Source organism: Enterococcus malodoratus, assembly GCF_027659535.1.
Classification (GTDB): Bacteria; Bacillota; Bacilli; order Lactobacillales; family Enterococcaceae; genus Enterococcus_A; species Enterococcus_A malodoratus.
Genome location: NZ_JAQDPG010000031.1, coordinates 1 through 746 on the forward strand (window position 1 = coordinate 1; position 746 = coordinate 746).

7 tRNA genes are annotated in these 746 nt (G+C 52.7%); all 7 read right to left on the reverse strand.

Annotated elements, in window-relative coordinates:
- Positions 1-75 precede the first annotated feature (75 nt).
- Positions 76-149 (reverse strand) — tRNA-Arg (locus PGP85_RS21275).
- Between the two features lie 14 nt (positions 150-163).
- A tRNA-Leu gene (locus PGP85_RS21280) sits at positions 164-249 on the reverse strand.
- Between the two features lie 26 nt (positions 250-275).
- Positions 276-347: transfer RNA gene (locus tag PGP85_RS21285), tRNA-Gly, on the reverse strand.
- Between the two features lie 4 nt (positions 348-351).
- Positions 352-424, reverse strand: a tRNA-Thr gene (locus PGP85_RS21290).
- A gap of 22 nt (positions 425-446) precedes the next feature.
- A tRNA-Leu gene (locus PGP85_RS21295) sits at positions 447-528 on the reverse strand.
- A gap of 9 nt (positions 529-537) precedes the next feature.
- Positions 538-610: transfer RNA gene (locus PGP85_RS21300), tRNA-Lys, on the reverse strand.
- A 3-nt stretch (positions 611-613) separates the two neighbouring features.
- A tRNA-Val gene (locus PGP85_RS21305) sits at positions 614-686 on the reverse strand.
- Positions 687-746: the final 60 nt, after the last annotated feature.

Sequence of the window (746 nt, forward strand, 5' to 3'; positions counted from 1 at the left end):
TCGAACCTGCGACACCTTGGTCCCAAACCAAGTACTCTACCAAGCTGAGCTACTTCCCGGAAAATAAAAAAAATATGCACCCGAGAGGACTCGAACCTCTAACCCCTTGATTCGTAGTCAAGTACTCTATCCAATTGAGCTACGGGTGCGTATGTTGTTTTAATGCCGAGGACCGGAATCGAACCGGTACGGTGATCACTCACCGCAGGATTTTAAGTCCTGTGCGTCTGCCAGTTCCGCCACCCCGGCGTTTCTCCCACCCTGGTCTTCAGGAAAGCGGAAAACGGGGTTCGAACCCGCGACCCCCACCTTGGCAAGGTGGTGCTCTACCACTGAGCTATTTCCGCACGATGCCGGCTAAAGGACTTGAACCCTCGACCCTCTGATTACAAATCAGATGCTCTACCAACTGAGCTAAGCCGGCAACAAAAACAAAAAAATAGAAATGCGGGTGAAGGGACTTGAACCCCCACGCCGTAAGGCGCTAGATCCTAAATCTAGTGCGTCTGCCAATTCCGCCACACCCGCATATACTTATGAGCCGTACTGGGCTCGAACCAGTGACCCTCTGATTAAAAGTCAGATGCTCTACCAACTGAGCTAACGGCTCAAATGGGGGTTAACGGGTTCGAACCGCTGACCCTCTGCTTGTAAGGCAGATGCTCTCCCAGCTGAGCTAAACCCCCATAAGTTCGCGTGGCGACGTCCTAATCTCACAAGGGGCAACCCCTCACTACAATCGGCGC